At 60.9% G+C, this 22,005-nt stretch carries 23 protein-coding genes; 16 read left to right on the plus strand and 7 right to left on the minus strand.

Going from position 1 to position 22,005, the window contains the following annotated elements; translation table 11 throughout:
* The first annotated feature begins 6 nt into the window (after positions 1-6).
* The 3 genes from leuC to HMPREF2781_RS00285 all read left to right on the plus strand — a co-directional run bounded on the left by leuC (position 7) and on the right by HMPREF2781_RS00285 (position 3,016).
* Complete coding sequence (gene leuC, locus HMPREF2781_RS00275; RefSeq protein WP_070643389.1) at positions 7-1,449, plus strand: 3-isopropylmalate dehydratase large subunit; 1,443 nt, start codon at positions 7-9, stop codon at positions 1,447-1,449.
* Between the two features lie 16 nt (positions 1,450-1,465).
* The gene (gene leuD / locus HMPREF2781_RS00280) at positions 1,466-2,056 is read left to right on the plus strand and encodes a 3-isopropylmalate dehydratase small subunit (RefSeq protein WP_070445009.1); all 591 of its coding nucleotides are present in this window, start codon (positions 1,466-1,468) and stop codon (positions 2,054-2,056) included.
* 75 nt (positions 2,057-2,131) lie between these two features.
* Entirely contained in the window at positions 2,132-3,016 is an 885-nt protein-coding gene (locus tag HMPREF2781_RS00285) for an EI24 domain-containing protein (RefSeq protein ID WP_070643391.1), read from the plus strand.
* A gap of 49 nt (positions 3,017-3,065) precedes the next feature.
* Here HMPREF2781_RS00285 and HMPREF2781_RS00290 read toward each other — a convergent pair whose 3' ends face one another.
* On the minus strand, positions 3,066-4,064 hold the full coding sequence (locus HMPREF2781_RS00290; RefSeq protein WP_070643394.1) for an NUDIX hydrolase: 999 nt from the start codon (positions 4,062-4,064) through the stop codon (positions 3,066-3,068).
* Positions 4,065-4,212: 148 nt separating this feature from the next.
* On the opposite strand from HMPREF2781_RS00290, the gene HMPREF2781_RS00295 reads away from it, so the two are divergent.
* A complete protein-coding gene (locus tag HMPREF2781_RS00295) occupies positions 4,213-5,211 on the plus strand; it encodes an NAD(P)H-dependent glycerol-3-phosphate dehydrogenase (RefSeq protein WP_070643396.1) in 999 nt (332 codons plus the stop codon).
* Between the two features lie 21 nt (positions 5,212-5,232).
* Positions 5,233-6,303, plus strand: a complete 1,071-nt coding sequence (locus HMPREF2781_RS00300; RefSeq protein WP_070444997.1) for a D-alanine--D-alanine ligase family protein — start codon at positions 5,233-5,235, stop codon at positions 6,301-6,303.
* 29 nt (positions 6,304-6,332) lie between these two features.
* On the opposite strand, the gene HMPREF2781_RS00305 is transcribed toward HMPREF2781_RS00300, so the two are convergent.
* On the minus strand, positions 6,333-7,247 hold the full coding sequence (locus tag HMPREF2781_RS00305) for a DUF3515 domain-containing protein (RefSeq protein ID WP_070643399.1): 915 nt from the start codon (positions 7,245-7,247) through the stop codon (positions 6,333-6,335).
* 90 nt (positions 7,248-7,337) lie between these two features.
* On the opposite strand from HMPREF2781_RS00305, the gene HMPREF2781_RS00310 reads away from it, so the two are divergent.
* Genes HMPREF2781_RS00310 through HMPREF2781_RS00345 form a run of 8 tightly spaced genes read left to right on the plus strand, consistent with a single transcriptional unit; the run spans position 7,338 to position 15,242 of the window.
* Positions 7,338-8,303 carry a thiamine-phosphate kinase gene (locus HMPREF2781_RS00310; protein ID WP_141750558.1) on the plus strand — a complete coding sequence of 322 codons (966 nt, stop codon included), beginning with the start codon at positions 7,338-7,340 and terminating at the stop codon, positions 8,301-8,303.
* 35 nt (positions 8,304-8,338) lie between these two features.
* Positions 8,339-8,947 (plus strand): uracil-DNA glycosylase, encoded by a 609-nt coding sequence (locus HMPREF2781_RS00315; RefSeq protein ID WP_201829587.1) that lies wholly within the window; start codon positions 8,339-8,341, stop codon positions 8,945-8,947.
* A gap of 10 nt (positions 8,948-8,957) precedes the next feature.
* Positions 8,958-10,376, plus strand: a complete 1,419-nt coding sequence (locus HMPREF2781_RS00320) for a DAK2 domain-containing protein (protein WP_070643406.1) — start codon at positions 8,958-8,960, stop codon at positions 10,374-10,376.
* A gap of 3 nt (positions 10,377-10,379) precedes the next feature.
* Positions 10,380-12,476 (plus strand): ATP-dependent DNA helicase RecG, encoded by a 2,097-nt coding sequence (locus tag HMPREF2781_RS00325; protein WP_070643409.1) that lies wholly within the window; start codon positions 10,380-10,382, stop codon positions 12,474-12,476.
* 42 nt (positions 12,477-12,518) lie between these two features.
* Positions 12,519-13,121 (plus strand): 16S rRNA (guanine(966)-N(2))-methyltransferase RsmD, encoded by a 603-nt coding sequence (gene rsmD / locus HMPREF2781_RS00330; protein WP_070643412.1) that lies wholly within the window; start codon positions 12,519-12,521, stop codon positions 13,119-13,121.
* Positions 13,122-13,123: 2 nt separating this feature from the next.
* The gene (coaD, locus tag HMPREF2781_RS00335; RefSeq protein WP_070643414.1) at positions 13,124-13,600 is read left to right on the plus strand and encodes a pantetheine-phosphate adenylyltransferase; all 477 of its coding nucleotides are present in this window, start codon (positions 13,124-13,126) and stop codon (positions 13,598-13,600) included.
* A gap of 6 nt (positions 13,601-13,606) precedes the next feature.
* Positions 13,607-14,362 carry a sulfite exporter TauE/SafE family protein gene (locus HMPREF2781_RS00340; protein ID WP_070643417.1) on the plus strand — a complete coding sequence of 252 codons (756 nt, stop codon included), beginning with the start codon at positions 13,607-13,609 and terminating at the stop codon, positions 14,360-14,362.
* Between the two features lie 25 nt (positions 14,363-14,387).
* The gene (locus HMPREF2781_RS00345; protein WP_201828279.1) at positions 14,388-15,242 is read left to right on the plus strand and encodes a PPK2 family polyphosphate kinase; all 855 of its coding nucleotides are present in this window, start codon (positions 14,388-14,390) and stop codon (positions 15,240-15,242) included.
* 3 nt (positions 15,243-15,245) lie between these two features.
* Here HMPREF2781_RS00345 and HMPREF2781_RS00350 read toward each other — a convergent pair whose 3' ends face one another.
* Genes HMPREF2781_RS00350 through HMPREF2781_RS00370 form a run of 5 tightly spaced genes read right to left on the minus strand, consistent with a single transcriptional unit; the run spans position 15,246 to position 18,749 of the window.
* Positions 15,246-15,776 (minus strand): hypothetical protein, encoded by a 531-nt coding sequence (locus tag HMPREF2781_RS00350; protein ID WP_070444967.1) that lies wholly within the window; start codon positions 15,774-15,776, stop codon positions 15,246-15,248.
* Positions 15,773-16,297, minus strand: coding sequence for a hypothetical protein (locus HMPREF2781_RS00355; protein WP_070643419.1), 525 nt, complete (start codon positions 16,295-16,297; stop codon positions 15,773-15,775). The genes HMPREF2781_RS00350 and HMPREF2781_RS00355 overlap by 4 nt, the downstream gene beginning before the upstream one ends.
* Positions 16,294-16,815, minus strand: coding sequence for a YbjN domain-containing protein (locus HMPREF2781_RS00360; RefSeq protein WP_070444961.1), 522 nt, complete (start codon positions 16,813-16,815; stop codon positions 16,294-16,296). The genes HMPREF2781_RS00355 and HMPREF2781_RS00360 overlap by 4 nt, the downstream gene beginning before the upstream one ends.
* Positions 16,808-17,323, minus strand: coding sequence for a YbjN domain-containing protein (locus tag HMPREF2781_RS00365; RefSeq protein ID WP_070444958.1), 516 nt, complete (start codon positions 17,321-17,323; stop codon positions 16,808-16,810). Before HMPREF2781_RS00365 ends, HMPREF2781_RS00360 begins: the two co-directional genes overlap by 8 nt.
* Before the next feature lie 28 nt (positions 17,324-17,351).
* On the minus strand, positions 17,352-18,749 hold the full coding sequence (locus tag HMPREF2781_RS00370; protein ID WP_070643422.1) for a TIGR01777 family oxidoreductase: 1,398 nt from the start codon (positions 18,747-18,749) through the stop codon (positions 17,352-17,354).
* A 160-nt stretch (positions 18,750-18,909) separates the two neighbouring features.
* On the opposite strand from HMPREF2781_RS00370, the gene pyrR reads away from it, so the two are divergent.
* Genes pyrR through HMPREF2781_RS00385 form a run of 3 tightly spaced genes read left to right on the plus strand, consistent with a single transcriptional unit; the run spans position 18,910 to position 21,905 of the window.
* On the plus strand, positions 18,910-19,500 hold the full coding sequence (pyrR, locus tag HMPREF2781_RS00375) for a bifunctional pyr operon transcriptional regulator/uracil phosphoribosyltransferase PyrR (RefSeq protein ID WP_070444952.1): 591 nt from the start codon (positions 18,910-18,912) through the stop codon (positions 19,498-19,500).
* Entirely contained in the window at positions 19,501-20,472 is a 972-nt protein-coding gene (locus HMPREF2781_RS00380; RefSeq protein ID WP_070643425.1) for an aspartate carbamoyltransferase catalytic subunit, read from the plus strand.
* Between the two features lie 44 nt (positions 20,473-20,516).
* The gene (locus HMPREF2781_RS00385) at positions 20,517-21,905 is read left to right on the plus strand and encodes a dihydroorotase (RefSeq protein ID WP_070643428.1); all 1,389 of its coding nucleotides are present in this window, start codon (positions 20,517-20,519) and stop codon (positions 21,903-21,905) included.
* Positions 21,906-22,005: the final 100 nt, after the last annotated feature.

Consider the following 22,005-nt stretch of genomic DNA (forward strand, 5'->3'; position numbering starts at 1 on the left):
AGATACATGACTGAGAAACTGACACTCGCAGAGAAGGTATGGCGCGACCACGTTGTGCGCAAGGGCGAGGGCGGCGAGCCCGATCTTATCTACATTGACTTTCAGCTCCTGCACGAAGTTACCAGCCCCCAGGCTTTCGACGGTCTTCGCTTGGCCGGTCGCACTATGCGTCACCCTGAGCTGCACTTGGCCACTGAAGACCATAACGTGCCCACCGTCGGAATTAAGACCGGCAACCTTTTAGAAATTAAAGATGAGGTCTCCCGCACGCAGGTATCTACCCTGCGCAAGAACTGTGAAGAGTTCGGTGTGCGCCTGCATTCGATGGGTGATGCTCAGCAAGGCATCGTTCACACCGTAGGCCCCCAGCTGGGAATTACCCAGCCTGGCATGACCATTGTGTGTGGTGACTCGCACACCTCGACGCATGGCGCCTTCGGCTCCATCGCCATGGGCATCGGTACCTCCGAGGTTGAGCACGTCATGGCCACCCAGACGCTTTCGCTCAAGCCTTTCAAGACCATGGCTATCGAGGTTAGCGGAGAGCTGGCGGAAGGTGTTTCGGCCAAGGACTTGATTCTGGCTATCATCGCCAAGATTGGCACTGGCGGCGGCCAGGGCCACATTATCGAGTACCGCGGCGAGGCCATTCGCAAAATGTCGATGGAAGCGCGCATGACGATCTGTAACATGTCCATCGAGGCTGGTGCCCGCGCGGGTATGGTGGCTCCGGATGAAACCACCTTTGAGTACGTCAAGGGCCGCGAGTTCGCCCCGCAGGGCGAAGACTGGGACGCAGCGGTTGACTACTGGAAGACGCTGCCGACTGACGAAGGCGCCGAGTTCGATACCGTCGTGGAGATCGACGGCTCTGCCCTCACCCCGTTTGTCACTTGGGGCACGAACCCGGGACAGGGCCTGCCGCTGAGCGCTGTGGTGCCCAACCCGGAGGAGTGCGGTGACGACGGTGAGAAGGCTGCAGTCGAGAAGGCCTTGGCGTACATGGACCTGGAGCCTGGCACGCCGCTTCGCGATATCCAGATCGACACTGTCTTCCTGGGATCCTGCACGAACGCTCGCATCGAAGACCTGCGCGCAGCCGCTGAGGTAGTCAAAGGGCGCAGTATCGCGGCTGATACCCGCATGATGGTGGTTCCGTCATCGGCCGTGGTCAAGGCACAAGCGGAGGAAGAAGGCTTGGATAAGATTTTCACCGATTTTGGTGCTGAATGGCGAACCGCTGGTTGCTCGATGTGCCTGGGCATGAACCCGGACCAGTTGAAGCCGGGGGAGAGGTCGGCGTCGACAAGCAACCGCAACTTTGAGGGCCGCCAGGGCCCCGGTGGCCGCACCCACTTGGTCTCCCCGGCCGTTGCGGCAGCGACAGCAGTCCTGGGCCACTTGGCCGCACCAGCAGATATCGACGATGCCGCCGTAGCCGGCGCCTAAGGAAAGGGAGAAGACAATGGAGAAGTTCGTAACTCACACTGGCATCGGCGTTCCGCTGCGAGTATCCAATGTGGATACTGACCAGATTATTCCGGCGCGCTACCTGAAGTCCGTTAAACGCACCGGCTTTGCCGACGGACTGTTTTCTAACTGGCGCAGCGATCACAACTTTATTCTCAATCAGGAACCGTTCAGGGAAGGCTCTGTGCTTTTCGCGGGGCCGGACTTTGGTACCGGATCCTCTCGTGAGCACGCAGTATGGGCGCTTGCCGAGTATGGATTCAAGGCGGTATTTTCCTCCCGTTTCGCCGATATCTTCCGCGGCAATTCCGGAAAGGCTGGCCTGCTGACGGGGCTCATGGAACAAGAAGACATCGAGCTCATCTGGAAACAGTTGGAGGCCGGCGAGACCGAAACCACCGTCGATTTGGAAGCGCGCACGGTTACCGTCGGCGGCAACAGCTACACCTTTGAGATCGATGATTACACTCGCTGGCGCCTTATGGAGGGGCTCGATGATATCGGTCTGACCCTGCGCAATGAGGCCGATATCGAGGCTTTCGAATCCACGCGCCCCGCGTTCAAGCCCCGCGTCGTAGCATCTTAACGTGAGCAATAAAGGTGTGGGAGCATTCCCCGCCTCCTGTGGCGCGGTGCACATAGCGCCGTTAACATCCTCGGCATGAGCAATCCTTATCAAAGCTTTAGCGGAGACAGAGGCAATCAGTTCGGCGGCGCAGGCGGGTATGGCGGGTATGGCTATCACAACACTTCGGGGTATGGCTATCAACAGCCAGGGAACTACGGTTATCAGCAGTCCAGCAGCTACGGTGAGCGCCAGCCTGGCGCCTGGGCTGGAAATCCACCAGGCGGGGCGCCCGCCCAACCCATCGACGCCATGGATATTGTGGGCCAATCATTCAAGGGCTACCTGAAGCAGCCTGTGCCAGGGATGTTGGCCATGCTGGTGCATTTCATCATCACTTTTGCTCTTCTTCTTGTTCCGAGTACCGCTGTAGGCGGCATCTTCGCAGTAATGGAAGAAAACGGCACGGACATTGAGCCTTTGGTGCCTACCGTCGGGATCCCTCTCATAGTTGTCATGGGGCTAGTCGCCTTCGCTTATCTTTTCTGGCTAATGGCGAACCTCTTTAATGGTTCCCGGAAGATCGCTGATGGGGAGCAGGTCACCTTCCGCGACTACTTTAGGTTTGCCCAGCTGAGTGGTTGCGCCGGCGTCTATGCCTGCTTCTTTACTTTGGTAATGCTCGGATCTATTGCGGGCGGCTTCCCTGGTCTGATTCTCTTTGCGCTCCTGTGGCCAGCGCCCGTGATTAAGGCGGATAACCCTGATAAGCCTCTCATGGACTGCTTCCGAGAGGCCCTCAACCTGGTCATGGAGAATCTAGGGCAGTCGCTGCTCTTTATCTTGGTCTGCTCCCTCATCGCGAGCTTGCTTGTCTTTATTCCCATAGTCGGCTTCCTTGCCGCCTATCCGATCTGGGCGCTCGGGATGGTCCTTTTCACTCGCGCTATGCAGCGCCGCCCTGCAGCGCGGTGGGAATAAGACAGCAGGGCAGCACTGAAGTTCCTGAGAGACGGCGGCGATGCCGTACTTAGCGCACAGGAAGCGGGCTAGCCAAGTAGTCCGCCCCGGTAAGCTCACCGTCGTTGAAGGAAAGAACCCATACCGAAGCCTTCTTGAACTTGAGCTCATCGATCGACTTTTTAAGGAACTTCGGCGCGTAGGACTCGATGATGCCGGGGATGGTCAGCCCTTGGCTGACGATAACCGGAACACCGCCGCCGTCGACCACGCGCTGGAAGGCGGCGCGTGCGTCGTCGGGAGATTCAGCAAAGACATCATCGCCGAATGCTTTATTCACGGCGATGTCCATGCCGAGTTCATCGGCCAGCGGGGCAGCGGTGTGCTGGCAACGCTGCGGCGGAGCGCTATAAATGGCGGTCGGATGAAATGGCGTGAGCATCGGTACGAGCATCTCCGCTTGGCGGCGCCCCTTTTTATCCAGCGGGCGCAGGTCATCATCGCCTTCCCACGAGCGGCGCTGGTGTGCGCGTGCATGGCGAACATAAAGAACGCGGGTCGTAGGCGCAAGGCGCAGGCGCTTGTGTGCCTTGCCTAGCACCTGGGCATCAACGTCGTAGGAGAGTAATGAGCTGGCCTCGTCGATCTTCATCCAACGCAGCTCATCGGTCTCTTCATTCGGGGTGTACTCACCGTCGAGTACACGGGCCAGCCAGTAGTAGACCACCTTCGTGCGGCCTTGCACCGGGTAGGCCACCTTGCCGATGAGCTTGCCTAGGCGCACGGAGTAACCGGTTTCCTCGAAGATCTCGCGCGCGGCGGTCGCGGGGAGCGATTCGCCCGGATCGACCTTGCCCTTGGGCAGCGACCAATCGTCATAGTGGGGGCGGTGGATAAGTGCAACCTCCGGATCGTGCGGGTCGCCACGCCAGAGAACCGCGCCGGCGGCAAGCGTCGTGCGCTTGAATTCTTCTGCCGGATCGACGGGGATCTCCTGGTGGCGTCCGGAAATGAAGACTTCCGAGCGAATGTCTTTGTCCGTCTCGTGCATGTTCTTTGCCTTGGGCATGCTGCTCCTTTTGCGCCGGTAGCTTTCAACCTTCTCTATCTTCCTCCACTCGCCGTCGCGATGCAGCCTTACGCGCCGAGCGTGCAGGAATGCCAGGCGTGCTTTAATGGGAAAAGCCAATGCAGAGGAATCTAGAGTGAGGTGGCACATGGCAAACGTGGCAGTAATGGGGGCAGGCTCGTGGGGAACCACGCTGGCAAAAGTCTTTGCTGACGCCGGCAACGACGTCCGCTTGTGGGCGCGCCGCGAGGAATTGGCGAATGCCATCAACACGCGCCACGAGAATCCGGATTACCTCCCAGAACTCCCGCTTCCTGAGTCGATTAAGGCCTCCACAGAGCCGGCAACAACGCTGCAGGCCGCGGATATTGTGATCTTCGGCGTTCCCTCCCAGACGCTGCGCGGAAACCTGGAAAAGTGGGCGCCACTCTTGCCTGAGGACGCGACCTTGGTGTCGATCTCTAAAGGCGTGGAGAAGGCCACACTCAACCTAATGAGCGAAGTTATCGCAGACGCCGCTGGTGTCTCCTCCGACCGTATCGCGGTCCTCTCTGGGCCCAACCTAGCCAAGGAGGTGGCCCAGGAGCAACCAGCAGCCACGGTGATTGCCTGCAGCGATGCTGCCCGTGCCGAGGCCGTGCAACATGCCGCCGCAGCACCGTATTTTCGGCCCTATACCAACACCGATGTCATCGGCGCGGAGATCGGCGGCGCCTGCAAAAACGTGATTGCACTTGCCTGCGGCATGGCGGCGGGTAAGGGGTTAGGCAACAACACCATGGCCACCATCATCACGCGCGGGCTCGCGGAGATTACTCGCCTAGGAGTGAAGCTGGGAGCGGACCCGTTCACCTTCTCTGGTCTTGCAGGCATGGGAGACCTCGTGGCGACGTGCAGTTCGACGTTGTCGCGTAACCGCACCTTTGGGTATCGCCTCGGCCAGGGTGGCACGCTGGAGGAAGCAACTGCCGCCACCAACGGGCAGGTTGCGGAAGGCGTTATCTCATCTGATTCCATCTTTAGGTTGGCGCAGCGCGCAGACGTAGAGATGCCGATTACCCAAGCGGTCTACGGTGTGTGCCACCGCGGGGTGACTGTCGACGACATGATTGTTGCTCTGATGGGTCGCACCAAGAAAGCTGAGTAAAGCCGAGTAAAGTTGCTCGGTATGACTGAAGCGAAACCTGTGCGCGTTGCCGTTGTGTACGGCGGTCGCAGCTCCGAGCATTCGGTGTCGTGCATTTCCGCCGGCGCAATCATGGAGCACCTTGATCCGGAAAAGTATGAAGTCGTGCCCATTGGCATCACGCGGGAAGGCACCTGGACGCAGGGCAACCGCGCGGGACTCGACATTGTTGACGGGCGGCTGCCCGAAGTAGAACTGCACGATGAGCTGGCGTTGTCCCTCAACCCTGCCACGCGTGGGCGCATCCACAATGTCACCCGCCACGAGCACTACACAGAGGTCGATGTCATCGTCCCAGTTCTGCACGGCCCCTATGGGGAAGACGGCACAGTGCAGGGCCTCTTTGAACTTTCCGGGATTCCCTACGTCGGCGCAGGCGTATTGGCTTCGGCTGTGGGAATGGACAAGGAGTTCACCAAGAAGCTTCTGGTCGCGGAAGGCCTTCCGGTAGCGCCGCAAGAAGTACTCACAGGGGAAGCCACGCTTAATGACGCCCAAAAGGAACGCCTTGGCCTGCCCGTCTTTGTGAAGCCGGCGCGGGGCGGATCCTCCATCGGTGTGTCCAAGGTCTCCGCATGGGAAGACCTTGAAGCAGCACTAACCCTGGCCTATGAATCCGATGACAAGGTCCTCATCGAACCAGAAATCAGCGGCGCCGAGGTGGAGGTGGGAGTTCTTGAACGCCCCGACGGCAGCCTCCAGGCCTCTGTCCCCGCCAAGCTCTTGGGCACCACGGAGTCTGAGGAAGGCTTTTATGATTTCGATGCCAAGTACATCGACGAGGGCGTCTCGGCAGCAATTCCTGCTCCGTTGAGTGAGGAGCTGACCGCCGAACTTCGTCAGCGCGCTATTGAGGCTTTCCGGGCGCTGGGTGCCTCGGGCCTATCGCGCGTGGATTTCTTCGTCAGTGATGATTCCTACTGCATCAACGAAGTGAATACCTTCCCCGGCTTCACCCCGATTTCTATGTACCCGCAGGTCTTTGCTGCGGAAGGGGTAGGTTATGCCGAGCTGCTCGACACCCTTATTCAGACGGCCCTCGCGCGTTTCTAGGGTGACGATGTAGGCCGCGCCTCTCACACCTACTGGGAGGGAGTGGCTGCCACGAGGGCGTCGCTAAGCCGCACCAGCGCGGAATTCGCAGCATCCTGTGGGGCAGACAACGCGAGGTCCTCCGCCCGGCCGAGCGCGAACCATGTGCCGGCCGTGGTGCCCTCCGCCAGCGTGGTGTCTTCGAACCACGGGACGTCGTTGACCTGCTGGAGCTGAACACCTGCTCGGTAGTTCTCCGGAGAGGCCACGCCGCAGCGCACGACAATCTCTTCCTGACCCGGTGCGCTATAAACCCAGGTGTTCTTATCTCCCACATCCGCGCGGCGCGTATAGCCCTCTGCAAGTGTTTCCGGCAGGGCCTCTTCTAGAGCGGGACACATGGAATCCGGTCCAGCCTTGAGCTGCGATAGCGGCGCTGGGTTGGCCTTCTGTGCCTTTTTTTCTAGTTGCTTGAAGGCTGCTTCTAGCCCCTCTGGAGCGTCATCGTGGGCCTCCTCCGAGGAGGTTGTCACCGCGATGGCGGGGGTGTGCTTGGTGCTGTACCACGTCGTGAGGGTGGAGCCGGGGGTGGCGTCGAGGACCTGTAGCCACGATTCGCCGTCGGACTCGACGGTGTGGGAGTAGTCGGTAAACTGCTGCGGCAGGTCAACACCACAGCGCAGCGTTACTTTGTCCTCCGAGTTCTTTGCCCACGCGGCGGCGCCCGCCGGGGCAGGATCGACCAAGTCGACGCGCGGGTAACCCATGAGCTTGTCCGGCAGCGCATCGACGACAGCGGCACACTCGGGGGAGTCCGCTGCCTCAGAGGGAGTGGGAGGCAGCGCCACTGGCTGTTGCGCGGCGCTGGTGAATACGTATTTGGCACCAAAAATCACCGCGAAGACCATCGCGATGGAGATCCCGAGTGAGATGTAAATAGCGGTGCGGTTAAATTGGGTATCCATAGGGGCTTATCCTATCGCTGATAGCCCGAGAAGAACGAACGTGGACGGCGCGCACGAGTGGCGTGTAGCCCGCGCAAGGAAAAGGAGTCCGTGACGGTGGGTTTGTCCCATACCCTCGATCAAGCCGGTGAACGGCACGTTATCCATGAGATTGTCACTGCAGCCCCGAGCGCGCTCAACGGCGACGATGCGGCAGTGCTCTACCCGGCAGCACCTAATTCGCGCACGGTGGCCGCGACAGACATGATGGTGGAAGGTCGGCACTTCCGGCGGGACTGGTCCACCGCCGCGGAGATTGGGCAGAAAGCCATCGTGCGCAACTTCGCGGATATTGAGGCAATGGGCGCGCGCCCTACAGCGGCATTGCTGGCGATTGCCGCCCCGGGAGATACCTCGGTGGACTTCGTGCGGGGGATTGCGCAGGGTATCGCTGAGCGCTGCGCGGTATATAACGCGGAGCTCGTAGGCGGAGATCTGACCCGCAGTGAGAGCTTGGTCATCAACGTCACGGCGTTAGGCTCCCTGGGTGGAAGTGGTGCAGCGCTGACTCTGGATGGTGCCCGGGCGGGCCAGAAGTTGGTAGCACACGGCAAGATTGGGTATTCCGGGGCGGGCCTGGCGCTGTTGCAACGCTATGGCCGCGCATTGCCGCCGGAGTTAGAAGAATTCTGGCCTTTGGTCGACGTCCACTGCGCTCCCTCCCTCACCCCGGGGCGTGGTGTCATCGCGCGGGCAACCGGTTCGACCTCGATGACGGATAACTCGGATGGCCTCGTGCGCGATATAGGACACTTAGCTGGGCGTTCCGGGGTGCACATCGACCTTGACCGTGGAGCGATTGCCCCTGACCCGCTGCTGGCTGCCGCCGGCGCGGTGCTCGATATCGATCCTTGGGAATGGGTCTTAACCGGCGGCGAGGACCACACGCTGTTGGCTACCACGTACAAGGCCCCTCCCTCCGGTTTCCGGGAAATTGGTCGGGTGATGCGCGGTAGCGGCGTGACCATTGACGGAGAGGAGCCGCGCTATAGCGAGGGCTGGGAGGGATTCGCGTGAGCCACATTGATACCTCTCACATTCACTACTCGTGGATGCCTTACATCCGGCAGGCACTGGAGGAAAACCTTCCACGCATTGAGCGCGAGATTGGCGCAGAGTTCCTGCCGCCCGCCGAGAATGTATTCGCCGCCCTGTCTATGCCGCTCGAGGACGTGCGGGTGCTCATCGTGGGCCAGGACCCCTATCCCACGCCGGGGCATGCCATGGGTTTGTCCTTCTCCACGCGATCGGGCGTGCCGGCCCCGCGTTCGTTGAAGAATATCTACGCCGAGCTTGGCGACGACCTCGGCATCCCCGGCCGCGCTGATGGTGATCTACGGGCCTGGTTTGAGCAAGGAGTGCTGCTGCTCAACCGAGTGCTTACCGTGGCCCCGGGCCAGGCCGGTTCACACCGCAGGCTCGGGTGGGAAGCGATTACCGAGGCCGCTATCAGAGCACTGGCGGGGCGCGATATCGTGGCCATTCTATGGGGCCGCGATGCCCAAGCCTGCCAAGCTTTCCTGCCCGGTACAGAGTGCATTACCTCCCCGCATCCTTCGCCGCTGTCAGCGCGGCGTGGATTCTTCGGGTCGCGTCCCTTTTCCCGGGCCAATGCGGCTTTAGAGGCCCGTGGCGTCCCCGCGGTGGACTGGCGCTTGTAGACTAGCCAGCATGTCATATCCCGCTGAGTTGGATGCTCGTGGCCTCCACGAGTGGGCCGCCCGAACCGTGGAGGAGCTGCAGCGCCGCCGCGCCGAGATCAATGCCCTCAACGTTTTCCCAGTGCCCGATTCCGACACGGGATCCAACATGGCGCACACCATGGAGTCCGCATTGGCGGAGGCCAATAAGGGCGAGGTGGACGTGGCCGAAGCCCTGGCCATCGGCTCAGTGCGCGGTGCCCGCGGCAATTCGGGGATGGTGCTCTCCCAAGTGCTGCGGGGGGTTGCCGATGCCACGACGGATTCGCGCGTGGACGGTGCGGTACTCGCCGATGCTTTGACCTTGGCTGTCACTTTGGTGGACCGCGCGCTTGCCGCACCGGTGGAAGGAACGATTATTACCGTGTTGCGAGCCGCGGCCATCGCCGCCAATCAGGCTGCCGAGCAGCCTGGGGCCGAGCTTCACGGCATCTTGCTCGCAGCGGTCGAGGCCGCACGGAAGGCCCTTGCTGAGACCCCCTCGCAGCTATCGGCCCTGCGCGAAGCCGGCGTTGTGGATGCCGGTGGAACCGGCTTCGTAATTTTGCTCGAGTGCTTGCTCACTCAGGTCACAGGGCACGATCCCGCCAGCCAACCCCTGACGGAGTCGGTGCTACTTCACTCCGAGGAGCCTGCCGTGCGGGAGCCACAGGCAGGAGAAGAGCTCGCAGAGATCGAAACCATCTTCTTCTTTGAGGGCAACCTGGGCGACATCGAAGAGACCTTGGCTCAGCTGGGCAATAGTCTCGTCATTGCACGGGCGACGGAAACCTCCGCCAGCGTGCACATCCATAGCGCTGAGGCGGGGACCGTGATCGAAAAGGCCTATTCCCTGGGAAAGGTCAGCAACCTGCGGCTCGAAGCGCTACCGCAGACGGGTCAGGCGGCCAGCTGCCAAGATTCTGGTGGTGGCGGGGGAGCACAGCGGCGTATCTTTGCCGCGGTGCCTGAAGAGGCAGCGCGGGAGCTTTTTGAGAAGGCGGGGGCGGACGTCGTCAAGCCCGGCGAAGAACTGCAAAGCGCCGGGGAGGGAGATCTTTTCTTGCCCAATGGCTGCGGTGGTGACCCGGGCAAGGCTACTGTCATTCCGACCGATTCCCTGGTAGCCGGGCTGGCGGCGCTCTCGGTTTATGCGCCGAGTTCCGCGCACACCGACGACGTGCTCGCCGCGATGAAGGACGCTGCCCGTTCCATGCGGGTAGCCTACCCAGATAGAGAAAACGTGGCTGGGATTCTAGCGGCATGTCGTACTCAGCTGGGCTATGGCGGCGAGCAGATCACGGTGCTGACTGGCCTTGAGCTAGAGGAAGACGAGTTAGCCCGAGAGTTGGGGGTTGATGTCGTGGTTCTGCACGTGCCTGGACTGCGCACTGAGATTGGGGTGGAGTAGACCATGCTGGGCTGGCAGGATGACCGCGCACTGACGGATATCTTGGCAAAGAAGGATGCCGCGGCTTTCAAGCGCGCCTTCGGATACACCACGTGCGGGGAGCTGCTCAGCCACTATCCGCGCGACTACATCCGCCACAATAAGGACGTGGGCCTCGGCGGTGCTGAGGATGGTGATCACGTCACCATCACTGGCGTCATCGAAGAACTCCGCGTCAAGCACACCTCTAAAGCCATGGTGTTTATCCTCTACATGGATAGCGGAGTCCAGGCCTCCTTTTTCAATGCGCACTACGTGCAGCGCGTGCTGGGGCGCGGCATGCGCGTCATGCTCTCCGGCAAGCTGAAATACTTCCGGGGATACCCCAGCTTGCAGCACCCCGATTTTCTCATCCTCGACCCCGGCCGCTATCAGGAGTCCCTGCTGGATAGCACTACTGGGCAGGGGACAGGTTCGCTGAAGAAGCTCTCCCAGTTCGGCTCGCTGGAGACCTTCCTGCAGCGCGAATGGATTCCCGTGTACCCGGCTAGCGGAAAGGTGACGTCGTGGTACATCATGGGCGCTATCCATAAAGTGCTCGAGCACACCCCTCCGATCCCGGAGCCGCTGGACTATCGGATGATGGTGACGCTGGATCAAGCCGTGCGCGAGATCCACGAACCGGGTGATAGTGGCCCGGAGCGCGCTATCCAGCGCCTCAAGTACAACGAGGCCCTATCGGTGGGCCTAGTTATGGCCTTGCGTCAGCGCGATGTCAAGGCGCGCACGGCAACCCCGATGCCGGCAATTCTGGAAGGTTACCGCGATGAGCTGCTCAGCGAGCTACCCTTCGCGCTGACTGACGGTCAACGACGTGTCATCGGCGAGATCGACGCAGATCTGTGTGGCACCGCGCCCATGATGCGGCTGTTGCAAGGTGAGGTCGGTTCAGGCAAAACGCTCGTTGCCACCTGTGCCATGTTGCAGGCGGTTGATGCTGGAAAACAAGCTGCACTGCTTGCCCCGACGGAGGTACTGGCGGCGCAGCATGGGGCGTCGATTAGCGCCAGCGTTCCCGAAGGTGTCACCGTCACGGTCCTAACGGGTTCGATGAAGACGGCGCAGAAACGCAAAGCTTTGTTGGAGATTGTCTCTGGCGAGGCCGATATCGTGATTGGCACCCACGCCATCATCCAGGACAGCGTTGAATTCTTCGATTTGGGCCTCGTCATCGTGGATGAGCAGCACCGCTTTGGCGTCGAACAGCGCGATAGCCTGCGCACCAAAACTCGGGAGGGAACCAGCCCGCACCTGTTGGTGATGACTGCGACACCTATCCCGCGCACGATTGCCATGACGGTGTTCGGTGATCTAGCGGTATCGACGCTCAAGGAGCTGCCCGGTGGACGCAAACCTATCTTGTCCGCGGTGGTTCCCGAATGGAAGCCGGAGTGGGTACGCCGCGCCATCGAGCGCATCCGTGAAGAGGTAGGCAAGGGTCACCAGGCTTATATCGTCTGCCCGCGGATTGAAGGAGAGGGCGGTGTGGAAACCATGTCGGTCCAACTGCGCAACCTTCCCTTGCGCGGATTGCGAGTGGAGATGCTCCACGGCAAAATGCCCGATAAGGACCAAGTAATGGAGAGCTTCGCGCGCGGGGAGATTGATGTCCTCGTGGCCACCACGGTCATTGAAGTCGGCGTCGATGTTCCCAATGCCACCGTCATGCTGATCCGGGAATCGGAGAACTTTGGAGTCTCGCAGCTGCACCAGTTGCGCGGGCGCGTGGGACGCGGCGGCAATGAATCGGTGTGCCTGCTGCACACGACGGCTGAGCCTAATAGCAAGTCTTTCCGGCGTATCAAAGCTATCGCGGATACGCCATCTGGTTTTGACCTAGCTGAGCTCGACCTACAGCAACGCCACGAAGGCGATATCTTGGGAACACTGCAATCCGGTACGAAGCGCACGCTGAAGTTGCTGGACCTCATCAATGACCGGGACATCGTCGAGCGCACGCATGCTGATGCCGCCGCGTTGGTCGAGCGTAACCCTGAATTAGCGGAGGAACTGACGCACAACCTAAGCGCAGATGAACAGGGATTTTTGGAGAAAAACTAGGCTTGTCACCGCGGGAAACTGAGGGGAGATAGGGTAGAAGCCATGACCAGAATCATCGCCGGAGAAGCCCGCGGGCGCACCATCAAGGTGCCCGAAGCTGGGACGAGGCCCACGTCCGACCGTGCCCGCGAGGGCCTTTTCTCATCGTTGAATGTGCGCTGGGGGTTTATTGATTCTCGCGTGTTGGATCTCTTTGCTGGTTCCGGCGCCTTAGGCCTTGAGGCAGCTAGCCGTGGCGCTGAGGAAGTCGTCCTCGTGGAGAATAATGCCGCGGCCGTGAAAGTCATTCGCCACAATATTGGGGTGGTGAAGCACCCGCGCGTGGAAGTACGAGAAATGAAAGCCTCGTCATACCTTGCCACCGCACCGCGCGGCTACTTCGACATGGTGCTCGCGGATCCGCCCTATGAGTTCGATGATGTTGATGGTCTTCTCGCCGCCATCGAGCCGGTGCTGGATGATGCCGCGATAGTTGTCATCGAGCGCCACGTGGACTCGCCGTACACACAGTGGCCAGATGGCTTTGAGCCCACCGGTCAGAAGCTTAAGAAGCGGACCTTTGGCATCGCGCGTTTTGATATGGCGATCTATCACCGCAGTGCGGATAGCTCGAAGATCGATACCACCGGAACCCAGGAGGACTAGCCATGCCGACTCACGCCGTATGCCCCGGTTCTTTCGATCCCATCACGCTGGGGCACGTCGACGTTTTTAATCGTGCCAGCGAGCTTTTTGACAAGGTCACGGTGCTGGTGACGGGAAACCCCGACAAGCCTTCTGGGCTGTTTAGCATGGAGGAGCGCGTGGACCTTATTCGCCGTACCGTTTCCCCGGAGATCGAGGTGGACTGGTGGGGCGGATTGTTGGTGGATTACACCAGCGCCCATGGCATAGACACGATTGTGAAGGGCTTGCGCTCCTCCTTGGATTATGAATATGAGCTGCCGATGGCGCAGATGAACCGGCGCCTTTCCGGAATCGATACCGTCTTTTTGCTCACGGATGAGAAATACGGATATATCTCTTCTTCGCTGTGCAAGCAGGTGGCGCAGTACGGCGGTGATGTTACGGGTATGTTCCCGGATCATGTGGCTGCCGCAGTGATGGAACGCTACCGAGGCTAAAGGGATATGTCTGTACTGGCAATACCCCTCGTTGTCCTCCTTACCGTCATCGCTGGCTCGTGCTTGCAGCGAGTCTCCGGCATGGGCCTGGGCCTCATTGGTGGGCCCATCCTGACGCTTTTCCTCGGCCCCGTCGAAGGCATCATGGTCATCAACGTCTTGGCCTGCCTCAATGCCATCCTCACGACCTATTCGATGCGTGAGAATGTGGACTGGGGAAAGTGGCTGCGCATCGGTCCTTTCATGGTCCTCGGCTCAATTCCGGCGGCGCTGCTCATCGCCCGTATTGATACTGCGGCGTTGTTGGTTCTGGTTGGTGCCGCCTTATTGATTGCGCTGGCCGTGGTGGTCTTTGGGCGCAAGTTCGTCCCGGAGATGAGTGGCACGGGCCCGGCCATCTCCGCGGGTATTTTGGGCGGGTTCACCAATACCCTGGCCGGCGTGGCCGGCCCGGTCATCACGGTCTATGCCCAGGCCGCGCGGTGGCCCAAGGAGGTTCTCGCGCCGACCCTGCAACCCTGCTTTGTCATCGGTGGATTGTCTTCGGTTCTCACGAAGTACTTCCTGGGCTCCGGCGGCTTTGACGGTTTGCACTGGCTGGTGTGGCCCTGCGGGGCAATTGGAATGTGCGTTGGCATTCTCTTAGGAAAGAAGATTGCTGGGCGCGTCTCTCGGGACAAGGCCCATAAGCTATCACTGTGGCTGGCCAGCCTAGGAGCGCTCAGCGCATTGCTGCGAGGCCTTTTTACTCTGGGTGCTTAAACAGCGTCTCGGTATGGTGGAGTCCATGGCGAAATTCAAGATTGAGGACGCGCTCGCCCTGCGAGCTGGCAAAAATTTTCAGATTGACTCGGTTGATGCCTCGGCAACGCCTGGCTTCGACGGCGATAAAGCGGCGCTCGACGCCCGCTTCTCCAAGTATGACGATGAGCTCTATGAGCTGCAGGAGCGGCTTTTTGCCAACGGCCGCAGCTACGGTGAGGACGCCCCGGCGGTGCTCATCGTCCTGCAGGGCATGGATACCTCGGGCAAGGGTGGTGCTATCCGCCACGTGTTGAGCACCTTCGACCCGCAAGGAACCACGACCGTCGGCTTCGGTAAACCCACCGAAGAGGAGCTAGAGCATGACTTCCTGTGGCGCATCCGCAAACACGACCCGCAGCCGGGACAAATCGTGGCCTTCGACCGCTCCCACTACGAGGATGTCCTCATTCAGCGCGTGCACGAGTGGGTGGATGAAGAAGAGGTGGATCGGCGCATCGAGGCCATCCGTGACTATGAGCTGGAATTAACGGCCAGGGGAGTCAAGGTCATCAAAATCTTCCTTCACTTGTCCAAGGAAGCCCAGAAGGAGAATCTGCTGGAGCGCACGGAGCGGGAGGATAAGTTCTGGAAATACGACCCGGCTGATGTGGAGGAGCGCGCCTATTGGGATGAGTACATGTCGGCCTACGAGGATGCTATTCAGCGCACGGATGAAAACTACGCGCCCTGGTACGTCATTCCTACCGATAACAAGAAGTATGCCCGGATGGCGCTGAAGTTTCTCATCGTGGATCTCCTGCGCCACCTAGATCTGGAATGGCCGGCGCCCGACTTTGATCCGGAAGTCGAGCGCCAGCGTATTAAGGACGCTGACTAAGAGCTAGTCGCTCTCTGTGCCATCGACGTCGCTGGCCAGCTCGCGGGCGGCGGCGTTAAACGCATCCAGAACAGACAGCAGCGCTTCTTGCGCGTTGATGATGCCGAGGTTGAGCGCGTGAAAGAGCTGGTCCTCGTTCAGACCAGCGGTGGTGACGAAGCACGCATCACCGCGCAGCTCAACCTCATCCTCAGCTAAACCAACGAGCGCGCGCCCATCGAAAGCACCGGAATTGAACTCGTTGCAGAGCACATGGAAGATGGGGAGCATCTCCGCATTGAGCTGTGTGGACAGCACGCTCTCGATGCGCACGAGGCCCTCTTCCACGGTGATGACCCAGTCAAGGTCGTTGAGGCGGGCAACTGCGGTTGTCGCATCTTCTGGGTGCGCGGTGGCTGCCATATCCAGCTCGGCGCCGTTGAGCACGCTCAACACGCGGTCCCGGCCGACGGCGGCCAGCGGTGACCCGGAGAGAATGTCGAAAGGATCGGAACTGCCGGATGCATTCTGGTTCTGATGTGGGTCCTGGCTCATGCTTGCTCCTCCTTATCCCAGGTGACAGCCTGCGGGAAGCGCTGTGCCACGACGTCGAAGATCTCAGCGAAGCTGGCCAGTGAACTCAGCAGGAAATGGCCGAGCTGAGCCAAGGAGAGGCCTTCGCCCACGCCCATGGCGCGGTTGGCGCCTAGGTGGATCTCCGCGTTACCCTTCGCATCCTCTTCTACGAGGAAGTTCAGGGTGGGCGCAACGCTGGCCCAGTTCAGCTCCGCCACCACGGCGGCTACCTCCGGTTCGAGGAGTGCTGGAAGAGTGCCCTCCCACGAGGCGAAGGCACTGAGTACCTCGCCTTCAGCGTCGAGCTCACAGTGCACTGCGATATGGGGGACACCGGTCTGCAGCACGCGGCGCGCGGAATCGGCACTGTCGGCGCCAGTGTCAGCGTCGTCTTCTGGCTCTGGGGTTGCCTCGATGAGTGCATAGTCGGCGGCGATAAGCTCGCACAACTGCGCCAACCGGTCGATGGTGACCGGCTCAACCACGTGGAGATCGGTCACTGCTGCTCACCCTGAGCGCCCTCGGCCCCCTCGCCCGCCTGCGCGGCTGACTCGGAACCGAGCTTGGCCATTTCTTCGGCAGCGGCGACCATGGCGTTCTGGGCGTTGATGACGCCGTCCACAGAGGCGCGCAGTGCGGCCGCGAGTTGTTCATCGGTCATTCCGGCCGCGCAAGGAATGTCAGCCTCGGTGCGTACGAGCAGCATGCCATCGAAGTCAGCAATGACGGCGCGTGCCCCCATAGCCACGGAGTTGATCTGGTTAGCGGCCAAGAAAAGACCTGCGTCTGCCTTGGCATAGTTGACGTCCGTCGGAACATCGCAGCGCACGATAGCAACGCTCTCCAGGACGGCGAACATGCACGGCAGACCGTTGAGATTAGCGGTCGCGGCGTCGTCGCGACCGGTGACCGGCTCGAGTTCGATGTCGAAGGTCTTCATTGCCTCGATAATGCGGTCAAGGGTGACCTCCGGCAGTGCGTGCGGATCCTCGGCGGTAGGCGTTGTCGGATTAGTCATGGTTGTGCTCCTTCCAGGTGACAAGCTGCGGGTACTGCTGTTCCATCCACTCGAAGGATTGCAACACAGCATCCAGGGTGGACATGACGAACGCGCCGAGCTGGTTGCGGGATGCACCATGGGTCACGTCCAGATCGCGTGCACCAGAGACCGCCAAAGCGTTGTCTGGCGCTTCGAAGAAGCGGAACGTCGGCGTGAAGTGGTCCTGGTTCCATGCGTTGATGTGCATGAGCAACGCAGGGCCTTCGGAGGCGGGGACAGAGCCGCGCCATACGGAATCGACGATGAGAGAGGAGCCAACGAGCTGGAAGGCGATGGCGGCGTTGGAGAAGCCGGTGCGCAAGAGGTTGACCGTTTGGCCGTCTTGAGTCTTCTGCTCTTCGATGCGGTATTCCAAGCCTTCTGACTCAAAGATTTCCGCTATGCGCTCGAGGCTGACTTCTTCGATGGGTGTGTCAGGCTGCAGCTGGCGCTGCTGTGCGTGGTCATGGTTAGTGGTGTCCGTCAATTCTTCTACTCACTTCGCTACATTTTTCTTAATCTTTTCCGGCCCCGACACTACCGGAGCCGTCTTCCCCGGGTGCGCAGGTGGGGGCCTCGACGAGTTTTTCGCCACCGAGCTCGTGGGCGAGCGCTGGAGCGATGTCGGGGTAGCGGAAGGTGTGGCCCAGCGCTTCCGCGCGCGTGGGAAGGACCTTTTGGTTGGCCAGTGCCAGCTCACGCGCACCTTCCTTACCCAGCAGTAGCGCTGGACCAACGCTGGGAATGGGGATGACGGTCGGCCGGTGAAGGAGTGAGCCGAGGGCATCCACATAATCGCGATTGAGCACCGGGGTGGGAGAGACCGCGTTGATGGCACCGCTCCAGGCAGGGTCGAGGGCGGCGCGGACGAACATATCTGAGAGATCATCCTGCGCAACCCAGCTATTCCACATGCTGCCCTTGCCAAATGCACCGCCTAGGCCAGTAGAAAACAGCGCCCGCAGCAGCGGCAGGATTCCCGCGTTGGCAGATTGCACGATGCCGGTGCGCAGGTTCACTACTCGTTTCCCGGCCTCACGTGCCGGCGCGCAAGCATCCTCCCACGCCGTCACGACATCGGCCAAAAAGCCCTCACCGCGCTCCGAGCCTTCGGTCAGTTCTTCATCGCCCCGGTCCGGGCCGTAGATACCGATAGCGGAAGAACAGACCATCGCAGTCACGGAGGGAGTCTCGGCCGCCAGCTGCGCCAGCAGGTGAGTAGGGCCTACACGTGAATCCCGAATAGCTTCCTTGTGCGCGGTATTAAAGCGCCCGAAAATCGGCTCGCCGGCCAGGTGGATGAGGATATCAACGCCGTCCAGCAAATCTTTGGCGGGCACAGTAGGCCGCCACAGGCGCTCGCCGACACCTGGTTTAGAGCGCACGAGCGGAATGACGGTGTGGCCCAAGGTGCCGAGCTGTGCGGCCACAGCAGTGCCTATCGTGCCGTGCGTACCAGTTATTGCTATTGTGCGGGGCTCGGCGTTGAGAGCACCCAGCCGCTGAGCAAAGCGAAAATCCTCAATGAGCTGCTGCTGCCGGTAGGCAAAAATCGATTCCACTGCCCCCGTGGGGATGCGGGTGTCCACCTTGTCGGTGATGAGTGTGCCCTCTGGGTGGTCTTCAAAGACGTGTTCGTGGCGCCAATTGGCCAGCGAACGGAAGGGGGCATTGATGCAGACATCAGCGAAAGAACGCCGCGGCTGGTACCTACTCAAATCATGCCGGGCGACCCATTTCAAACCACCAGGAAACCCCAAGATAGAAGTCCCATCAGCTAATGACTCAGCCTGCTGCAGGGGAGTCATGAAACCGAAAGGCGCGGTGAGGCGCGCGAGCGCTCCCGGGCGGGTGTGCCATTGCCAAACCTCTTCGCGCGGGGCTGGAACAACGTGCTGGGTAGTAAAACTCACTGTCTAGGGACCTGCCTCAAAAGATTCGGGGTGCGAGGGCGTACACAGCACGCCTGAAGAGTGCTATGGTTAGTGCTGGCTTTCAAGCATAGACAAGTCCTTTTAACCATTGTCCGACATCCTTTAAAGACCGCACCGTGAGGCGGGGAAGGAGGTCACGATGAGTGAAACCGGCACCCACGCGGAGTCCAACGAGCTGTTGAGCTCGAAAGACGTCGCGCGCACTGTCGCACGCATCGCGCACCAGATCATTGAAAAGACAGCGCTAGATTCGAGTGATTCCGCTCGAGTCCTGCTCTTAGGCATTCCCTCTGGTGGCGTGCCGTTGGCGCAGCGCCTTGCCGAAAAAATTGAGGAATTCTCCGGGGTGGAGGTTCCTTGGGGCTCCCTAGACATCACGCTGTACCGCGATGATCTCTATGCCCGCCCGCACCGTGCATTGCAGCCTACGACGGTGCCCGACGGCGGCATTAACGGCGCCACCGTGATTCTTGTCGACGACGTCTTATACTCCGGCCGCACTATCCGTGCCGCACTCGATGCCCTCGCGGACATCGGCCGTCCCGACATCATCCAACTCGCAGTCCTCGTGGACCGTGGACACCGCCAGGTCCCCATCCGTGCTGATTACGTGGGCAAGAACATTCCCACCGCGCGCGACGAGGACGTCACCGTGTACAACGCTGATATCGATGGCCGCGATGCCGTCGTTCTCACCCGCTTCACTGCACAGCCCGGCAAGGAGGCATAAATGAAGCACCTCATTAATATCGCCGACCACAGCGCCGAGGAGATCCTTGGGCTGATGGATGAGGCCGACCGTTTCCGGGAAGCCCTCGAAGGCCGCGAAGTCAAGAAGCTGCCCACGCTGCGCGGGCGCACCGTTTTCACCTTGTTCTATGAAAACTCCACCCGCACCCGTTCTTCTTTCGAAACGGCGGGTAAGTGGATGTCGGCTGATGTCATCAACCTCTCCGCGTCGACGTCTTCGGTCAAGAAGGGCGAGTCCCTCAAGGACACCGGGTTGACTTTGACGTCGATCGGCGCAGATGCCATCATCATGCGCCACCCTTCCTCGGGTGCTGCGCAGCAGCTCGCCGGCTGGGTGGCACCTGAAGGGCAGGGGCCGAGCGTCATCAACGCCGGCGATGGCTCTCACCAGCACCCCACGCAGGCGCTTCTCGACGCCGTCACGATGCGCCAGCGCCTGCACCTAGGAGCGGATCGCTCCGCTGCAGGCACGGGCTTCGAGGGACTGAAAGTCACCATCGTTGGTGATTGCCAGCACTCCCGCGTCGTGCGCTCCAACGTGGACCTGTTGTCCACCCTGGGAGCCGAGGTCACGCTCGTCGCTCCGCCGACGCTGTTGCCTTTCGGCGTCGACACTTGGCCGGCGCGGGTCTCCCATGACTTCGACGCCGAGGTGCCGGAGGCGGACGTCGTCATGATGCTGCGCGTTCAGGCAGAGCGCATGAACGGTGGCTTTTTCCCCTCGCACCGCGAATACGCCTCCCTCTACGGGCTGTCCAAAGACCGCGCCGCGGCCATGAAGAAGGATGCCATCATCATGCACCCAGGCCCCATGGTTCGTGGCATGGAGATCAACTATGCCGTGGCTGACTTTGACAACACCGCAGTGCTCCAGCAGGTCAACAACGGTGTCCATGTGCGCATGGCCACCCTCTTTACGCTGCTGACGAACGGCGAGAACGCCGGTATCTAAATCGAGTTATCTCACATACCAACGAGGAGAGCTTTTCAGAAACCATGACTATTTATCCAGACACCGGCGTGCTCTCGGCTCCTGCGGCGGGCACCTTGCTCATCACCAACGTCCGCCCTTATGGCGAGGGCGAGCCCACGAGCCTCCTGATCAAGGATGGCGTTATCGAGGCCATCGGCACTGCCGCCGATGCCGGGGACGCCAGGGACGCCGGGGCCGTGACCCCGGCAGTTGAGGTGGACCGCACTATCGACGGTGGCGGCAACGTGCTGCTGCCGGGGTTGGTGGACATGCACGTTCACCTGCGTGAGCCGGGCCGCGAGGACACCGAGACCATCGAAACCGGCTCGCGCGCTGCCGCCAAGGGCGGCTTTACCGCCGTGTTCACCATGGCCAACACCTCACCGGTGACGGACCAGCCCATCATCGCCGAGTCCGTCTGGGCTAAGGGCCAGGCACATGGCCTGTGCGACGTCCATCCAGTCGGCTCCATCACGAAGGGCCTCGAGGGCAAGACCCTGACCGAGCTTGGCATGATGGCCCGCTCAGACGCCAAGGTGCGCATGTTCTCTGACGACGGCAAGTGCGTCCAAGACCCGCAGCTCATGCGCCGTGCCTTGGAGTACGCCAAGGGCCTTGACGTCCTGTTGGCCCAGCACGCAGAAGACCACCGCATGACCGAAGGCGCTAGCGCCCACGAGGGCGAGGTCGCCGCCCGCCTGGGCTTGCGCGGCTGGCCGCGCGTCGCTGAGGAATCCATCGTCGCCCGCGACGCACTGCTCGCGCGTGACTACGGCAACCGCATGCACATCTGCCACGCTTCGACGAAGGGCACCGTGGAGCTGCTCAAGTGGGCCAAGGAACAGGGTATTCCGCTGACCGCCGAGGTGACCCCGCACCACCTGCTGCTGACCGATGACAAGCTGGTGACCTACGACGGCGTCTACCGCGTCAACCCACCGTTGCGCGAGGAATCCGACGCCCTGGCCCTGCGCCAGGCCTTGCTTGACGGGCTTATCGACGTCGTGGCCACAGACCACGCTCCGCACGGCAGCGAAGACAAGTGTGTCGAGTTCGAGCACGCTAAGCCGGGCATGCTGGGACTGGAATCCTCCCTTGCGGTCATCGCCAAGCTCTTCGTCGCCACCGGCCTGGCCGACTGGCGCTTCGTCGCCCGCGTCATGTCGGAGCGTCCGGCAGAGATTACTCGCCTGCCTGGTCATGGCCGCCCGATTGCGGTGGGCGAGCCAGCCAACCTCACCATCGTCGATCCCAAGCACAAGTGGGTATCGGATTCCACGCGTCTGGCTTCGAAGTCGGAGAACAACCCCTATGAGGGGGAGGAATTCGGTGCACGCGTGGCCTACACCATCCTGCGTGGCGCGGTGACCTACGACCTAGCGGCTGAAAGCGCCAGCGAGGCGGCCAAGTAATCGGGATAATCGACAATCAGAGTTGCTCGACACTTAAGTAACCAACGCACGTCCCCAAAACAACCAACCCTTCACCGAGAAAATTCACTGAAAGGTTCAA

It is taken from the genome of Corynebacterium sp. HMSC062A03, assembly GCF_001811145.1.
Classification (GTDB): Bacteria; Actinomycetota; Actinomycetes; order Mycobacteriales; family Mycobacteriaceae; genus Corynebacterium; species Corynebacterium aurimucosum.